Consider the following 6,959-nt stretch of genomic DNA (forward strand, 5'->3'; position numbering starts at 1 on the left):
GTTTAAATATTAATCCCAAATAATCTGCTTTTAATTGTTAAAACATGTTAAAAATACAATTTAATTAATGACATTAAATTTTAAATTGAAATTATATTTTAATTATTATAATATATTATAATAAAATAAAAATAATTTAAATTTTAAAAAAAAATATTATTTAAATTGTAAAGCTTTTTCTTATTTTGTACTTTAATTGTATTCTATTAATTAAGTGACTAATAGAAGAATTTAACTAAAATAAATTGCTATTTTTGTTGCAATTGTTTATTAATTCATGATTGTATTATCAAAAACATAGTATAATTTTAATAGATGTTTATATTTTAATACTTATTAAATTGTTTAATAAATTTAAAAATGGCTTAATAAAATTAAATAAATAAAATTAAATAATTAATTTTATAAATGTTTTTTTACTCATTCAAGACATAATAAATTAAACTTAATTGAACTAATGAACTTAATTATCTTTTTTATTTAATAAAAACTTACAGATAACTAATTTATGCAAATTATTGCCATTGGAATTAAAGTTCCAGATAATTAATTACCCTGAAAGTATTCTTAAGGAGGCTTAAAATGGGAAAAGGTGAAGAATTAACCACAACTAAATATCTTATACATGCACAAATCAATGCAAATGGAATCGTAGAAAAACCTGATGTAGTTGGTGCGGTCTTTGGTCAAACTGAAGGGCTTTTAAGTGAAGATTTAGATTTAAGGGAGCTTCAAAAAACTGGAAGAATCGGCAGAATAAAAGTGGACATGACTTCTCAAGGAGGAAGAGCAAAAGGAGAAATTGTTATTCCTTCAAGTTTAGATAGAATCGAAACAGCTATTTTAGCAGCATCTCTTGAAACTATTACTCGTGTAGGACCTTGTGAAGCAGGTATTGGTGTTTTAAAGGTTGAAGATGTAAGGGCTGTTAAAAGACAACAAGTTGTCGAGAGAGCTAAAGAAATCTACAAAGGAATGATGGATAAAGTTTCCCCAGAAAGTGTGAAAATGATTGAAGAGATTAAAGAATCTATGCGAATTCATGAAATCTCTGAATATGGGGAAGAAAGACTTCCAGCAGGTCCTAGTGTCCATACCTCTGATGCAATCCTTGTTGTTGAAGGTAGATCTGATGTGTTAAATCTTTTAAAATACGGAATTAAAAATGCAGTTGCAGTAGAAGGAGTTAATATTCCCAAAAGTGTTGCTGCATTAACTAAAGAAAAAACTGTTACAGCTTTTGTTGATGGTGATCGTGGAGGAGAATTGATTTTAAAAGAATTACTTCAAGTGGGTGAAGTAGATTATGTTACAAGAGCTCCAAAGGGTAAAGAAGTAGAAGATCTTGAAAAAGATGAAGTTTTAATTGCTCTTAGAGATAAAGCACCTGTTGAACAGCTATTTAAAAATAAAGTAAGTAAACCAAAACCAAGAGTCGAAGACAAAGTAAAATTACTTAAAAATATATTAAATGACATTAAAGGCAGTGGCACTGGCGAAGTCCTTGATGACACTTTAAATATTCTTAAAGAAGTGAAAGTTGAAAATCTCTATGAAGAACTTAAAAATGCTGATGAAAAAACATATGCCGTTGTTTTTGATGGAATTATAAGTCAAAGATTAGTGGATGTTGCAGTTGAGAAAGGGATTAAAAATTTAGTTGCTTTTAACTCTTCAAACATCACAAAAAAACCAAGAGATTTACGAATAATAACTTAAAGCTTTTTGTTGATTCAATAAACAAATTTTAAAAAAAGTTATAATATATTGATTATTTTAAAAATAGTTTTTTAAAAGTAATTTTTATATTATTTCTTTTTATCACATTTTTACAAGAATTTATCTTTTTAAAACATTTATTACTACTATTACTATTCTAAAATTATTTTATATTAATTTAAAAAAATACTGGTTTAAAATAAATTTATCTCTTTTTAAAATTCAATTTTAGCAATCCTAGTTTTAACTATCTTAATTTATAACATTGACCTTTTTTGATAATTATTTTAGTTATAAGCTATTTTTTAAGACATAAAATTAATGAATTAATTTTTATTAAATTAAAATTATCAAAATATATTTATATTATAGTTTATAAAATTATAAACATACTATTTAAAATACATAATAATTTATTTAAATAATAATTTATTTAAAATATATAATAAGTTTATATTTATCATAGAATAAGGAGAAAAAAATATGGAAATTAACTTAGACAATTATTATTTTACAAGAGAAAAAATTTACAATAGAATTCATGAATCTAACACTGTAGAAAAAATAGTTATGGTCTTTTTAATGGCTGCTTTAACTGGATTAGCTGCGCAAATAGTTATTCCCCTTCCATGGACTCCAATTCCGATTACTTTCCAAACATTTGCAGTTTTAGTTGCTGGACTATTGCTTGGTAAAAAAATGGGAGCTTTAAGCCAAATAGTTTATCTTGCTCTTGGAACCATTGGACTTCCTTGGTTTGCAGAAACAAGTGGTGGATTAAGTGTTATTTTAGGTGCTAATTGTGGATATTTCATTGGGTTTATAATAGCTGCTTACTTTGTTGGATATTTAAGTGAAAAATATTCAAAGTCAAGAAAATTCAGATTTATGACATTAACCATGCTAATAGCTAACTTTGCATGTATTTACATTCCAGGGCTTCTTATTTTAGCTATTTGGTGCAATTTTAACATGGGTGGATTCCCAAATATTTACAATTTATTGATTATGGGATTAATTCCATTTATAGCTGGAGATTTAGTTAAAGTTTTAAGTGCATCTGCTGTTTCAAAACTATTTTTACCTAAATAATGCTATTATAAATTAAAAATATTTTAAATTTTTTACTTTTAAAAATTTAATTTTAATTTTTTTATTTATGAATAGTAAATATTTATAAAAACCATTTTATCTTTTATGTCTATTCCTTATTTTTTAACTTCTATTTTTTATAGTTTTTAAAGCTTTTTTAAAAACAATTTGGATACTTTTGTAGCAAAAACACACAAAATACACACAATGGAAAATATCTATTTTTAATTCCTTGATTTCATATTTAAGATTATGTTATTAAATTATGATCTTATTAAAAAGAATTTTTATGAAAATGTGAAGTTATATAAGAATATGACTAATGAAAGAAGGATTTTTTTATGAAAGCAAAAAAAAAACAAATACAATTACGAGCTCATCATCTTCTTTGTCTTCAAGGTTATCAAGGTTATGGATATGATGAAAATTTTAAAAAAAATATGGAAAACATCTTAAAAAATTCTGATAATTTAGATGTATTTCTTACTTATGATATAGATGAAATTTGTAATTACTGTCCTAATTTAAAAAAAAATAAATGTGTTTTAAACCTTGACTCCCATAAGAATTATGAAAGCAACAATACAAATATTAATGAAAAGATTGATGAAAGTAACAATACAATAATTCAAATGGATTTAAATGTTTTAAAAAAGATGAAAATCAATAAAAATGAAAAAAATAGTTATAAACTAAAAACTTTATTTGAAAAAACAGAAAAATCATTTAAAAGTGTTTCTGATTTATCATTAATGTGCAAAGGATGTAGATGGGAAGATGTTTGCCTATTCTATCAATCAAAAAAGAAAAATTAAAAAATATAAGCATATGAAAAGCTTTAAAAAATAGAAAATTAAAAAGTATAAAAATAAAAAATATAAAAGATAAAAAAATAATTTTAAATTAATTTAATTTAAAGAAACTTGAAATCATATATTCGTCAATTGGTATTCCTGTAAATTGTATTAAAACACTTTTACTTTTTAATTCAAAGTAAGCATAGGTTTCATTTGAACCTGCAGTTTGTCTACTAAAGTCACTACCAGTTTTAATTATTTTAACTATATGACCATCAATATTTTTATTTGTGATTGTTCTATTTAGATCAGAATTTTTCTTAAATGTGTCAAATTCATCTAAATCTTCTTTATATTTTTTTGCATATGAAATATCAATCTGAAAGATTTTACTAGGATATTTATCGATAAAACTCAACTGTGCAATATCTATAAATGCACTTTCAAAATCATCCTTTGAATTTAAGGTTTTTTCATAATCTTTTTCACCAGGAAATGCATCAAAGTAATCCTTTGAATTGTATTTTTTTAGATATTTCTCAGGTGCATAAAAATTTAACCCTGCTAATTTAACTGGAGCATAACCATATTTTATTTCAGACTCTGAATTTGTAGTAGTATTGTTCTCAATAGTATTGTTTACAACTATATTTTGAGGTTTTTGATATGCAAAAATTCCTATAGCTGATATTACCACAATTCCTAAGACTAATATAGTTAGAAAAATTTTTGTCCTATTGTTACTCATTTTATCTTTTTTTGCCATTTCTATCACTCACACAATTTAGTGATAATCTTAATTTAATAAAATCTACTATTTAATTATTACTATTGTATTTTTAAAATTAATAAAACTATTACTAATTTTTATAAAAGATATTTTTACTAATAAAAATTAAGAAACAAATTTGAAAAAAATAAATAAAAATAAATAAAAATAAATAAAAATAATTAAAAATAATTAAAAAAAGATATATTTAAATATAATAAAATATAAAGTAGTTTATGTTGTATAAAAATTTGAGTTTTTCAAATATGTACACTAGTCCCGTAGGGTAGTGGTAATCCTTCTAGGCTTTGGACCCGGAGACGGTGGTTCGACTCCACCCGGGACTATTTTTACTAAAATTTTATTAAAATAATCCCAAATTTATCTTTACTCTTTTTCTCATATTTATTGACTAAAAAATTTCTCCTAATTCTTTTTAAACTATGTATTTTTCTTTTAAAACTTATTCTTCCTTATTTAATAAATCCCTAATTACCTTTGAATGATCTATTGAATTGTTAAAAGTATATTTACTTGAAGAATTAGCTTGATTATTTGAACTAATATGTATAATAGCTTCTTTAAAAAACTCAGGAACAAATTTTTTAAATTTTGGACTGTTTATATTGTTTACTGATGAATCAAGAACATATGTTGTACCTTCATCATCTTCTGCTCTCATAATCCTTCCATAAGCCTGTGCTAAGCTAATAATTGTTTTATAATCATACCATTCCTCATCTAAATTCTTTCTACTTTTTATCTGAGCATCTCCAAGATTAGGAAAAGGAATTTTATAAATTATTTGAAACCTACAGTCATCGTATGGCAAATCAACACCTTCAGATAAAGATGGGCTTACTAAAACTTTGTTACTTCTATCATTTTTAAATTTTTTTAAAATATCTTCTCTGTTTTTTGAATAATGATACATTAACCTACTATTTTTTATATTGTCAACAATAGATTTTTGGAATTCATAAGAGTTTGTATGTATTATTCCTTTTTCATTTTTATGTTTTTCTAATATTTCTTCTACCTTTTTATTGGCTTTAGGAGTAGTTATATGTTTTTGATTGTAGTTTAATCTTCCTACCAAATCATATATAATTGGTCTTTTTTCTTTTTCAAAGGGAGAATCTTCTTGAATAAATATATATTCGTCTTTTTCAATGCCTAACCATTTAGCCAATGATTCATGATCAAGTATTGTAGCACTCATCAATAAACAAACATTTGCTCTTGAAAATAAAATATCTTTAGAATATGTGTCTATTTTAATGGGTTTAAAAAGAATTTCATCATCATACCAATATATAACCCAATTTTTAAAATCATCTTCAAAATGAGAGATTAACTCTGAATAATCCTTAATTTTTTCATCAATAGCTGTTAGTTTTGCTTCATATTCTTCTTGTCCTTTTTTACTTTTGTTTTTTGAAATATATTCACTTTCATATTTCATGTATTTTCTAATTAAAGTGTTTAAAAAAGAAATCCATGCATCTTTACCATTTTTATTCATAATATTAACTTCATTTTCATCTGTTTTTACATTTATTTCCCTTTCAATTGTTTTTGCTGGAATTATCACTTCTACAAATTTCATTATTTGATCTTCAATGTTGTGAGCCTCATCAAGAATCATCAATTCTCTTTTTTCAAATCCAGAACTATAGTTAAACATGTATAAAGCATAAGCATAGTTCATTATTACAATGTCACTACTTATAGCATGTGTTTTCTGTTTTAAGTAATGACAAGGAGAATCTCCTCTCCAAAAATTATTTCCATAAGCTCTTTGATAATTTTCTGCTCTATCTTCATCATAAATAGTTATTAATCCATGTTCACAAGTTAATGATTTGTCATAAACACAAGATCCACTATCACAGTTCATATTTAAAAAATCATTTTTATCTGAACTGCTTACTTTGTATTTACATTGAAAATTTCCCCTTCCTTTTGCAAGGACAAAACCTTCACCTGAAAAATCATTTAAATACTGGTTTTGAAGCTGTTTTGTGACTGTAAGAATATATGTATCCTTGTATAAATTAGCTATTGTGGCAGCCATTACTGATTTTCCTGTTCCAGTCCCTGCTTCCAACATGATAAATTTATATCCCTTTTCAATAGCTTTATTTATTTTAGATATTGTTTCTAATTGACCTTTACGTGGCGTTTTAAATGGAAAATTCAAAAGAATATCTTCATCAATGTGAGAATATTCTTCTTTCATCCTGTTAAAATCTTCTTTAGATGGAATATACGATTTATTGGAAGGCATAGAAATCAATTCAGTAGATTTATTGGATTTATTATATTAGGTAGTTTTATTAGATTTATTAAGGTTATTAGAATTATTAGTTTTATTAGATTTATTAAGGTTATTAGAATTATTAGTTTTATTAGAATTAATAGGATTATTAGTTTTATTAAGTTTGTTAGATTTATTTAATTTATTTGATTTATTTTTTAAATTATTAGAATTTGTGAATTTTTTTTTAAATTTACCACATTTACACCTTGATTTAATCATTCCACAATTAGCACAAAACTCTAAATCCATTTTATCATCC

6 protein-coding genes and 1 tRNA gene are annotated in these 6,959 nt (G+C 24.1%); 4 read left to right on the forward strand and 3 right to left on the reverse strand.

Annotated elements, in window-relative coordinates; genetic code table 11:
- Positions 1-582: 582 nt before the first annotated feature.
- From dnaG to MBCUR_RS00160, 3 genes are all read left to right on the forward strand, one after another.
- Positions 583-1,719: a DNA primase DnaG gene (dnaG, locus tag MBCUR_RS00150; RefSeq protein WP_067088686.1), complete on the forward strand. Its 1,137-nt coding sequence runs from the start codon at positions 583-585 to the stop codon at positions 1,717-1,719.
- Positions 1,720-2,202: 483 nt separating this feature from the next.
- Positions 2,203-2,811: a biotin transporter BioY gene (locus tag MBCUR_RS00155; RefSeq protein ID WP_067088689.1), complete on the forward strand. Its 609-nt coding sequence runs from the start codon at positions 2,203-2,205 to the stop codon at positions 2,809-2,811.
- Positions 2,812-3,152: 341 nt separating this feature from the next.
- Positions 3,153-3,626, forward strand: coding sequence for a DUF1284 domain-containing protein (locus MBCUR_RS00160; protein ID WP_067088692.1), 474 nt, complete (start codon positions 3,153-3,155; stop codon positions 3,624-3,626).
- An 88-nt stretch (positions 3,627-3,714) separates the two neighbouring features.
- On the opposite strand, the gene MBCUR_RS00165 is transcribed toward MBCUR_RS00160, so the two are convergent.
- Positions 3,715-4,374 (reverse strand): hypothetical protein, encoded by a 660-nt coding sequence (locus MBCUR_RS00165; RefSeq protein WP_067088695.1) that lies wholly within the window; start codon positions 4,372-4,374, stop codon positions 3,715-3,717.
- 278 nt (positions 4,375-4,652) lie between these two features.
- On the opposite strand from MBCUR_RS00165, the gene MBCUR_RS00170 reads away from it, so the two are divergent.
- Positions 4,653-4,724 (forward strand) — tRNA-Gln (locus MBCUR_RS00170).
- Between the two features lie 116 nt (positions 4,725-4,840).
- Here MBCUR_RS00170 and MBCUR_RS00175 read toward each other — a convergent pair.
- Together MBCUR_RS00175 and MBCUR_RS00180 are read right to left on the reverse strand one after the other, a co-directional pair.
- Entirely contained in the window at positions 4,841-6,667 is a 1,827-nt protein-coding gene (locus tag MBCUR_RS00175; RefSeq protein ID WP_067088698.1) for a helicase C-terminal domain-containing protein, read from the reverse strand.
- 36 nt (positions 6,668-6,703) lie between these two features.
- The coding region (locus MBCUR_RS00180; RefSeq protein ID WP_211265106.1) for a hypothetical protein at positions 6,704-6,959 on the reverse strand (256 nt) is incomplete at its 5' end.

Origin of the sequence: Methanobrevibacter curvatus (assembly GCF_001639295.1) — an archaeon.
Lineage (GTDB): Archaea > Methanobacteriota > Methanobacteria > Methanobacteriales > Methanobacteriaceae > Methanoflexus > Methanoflexus curvatus.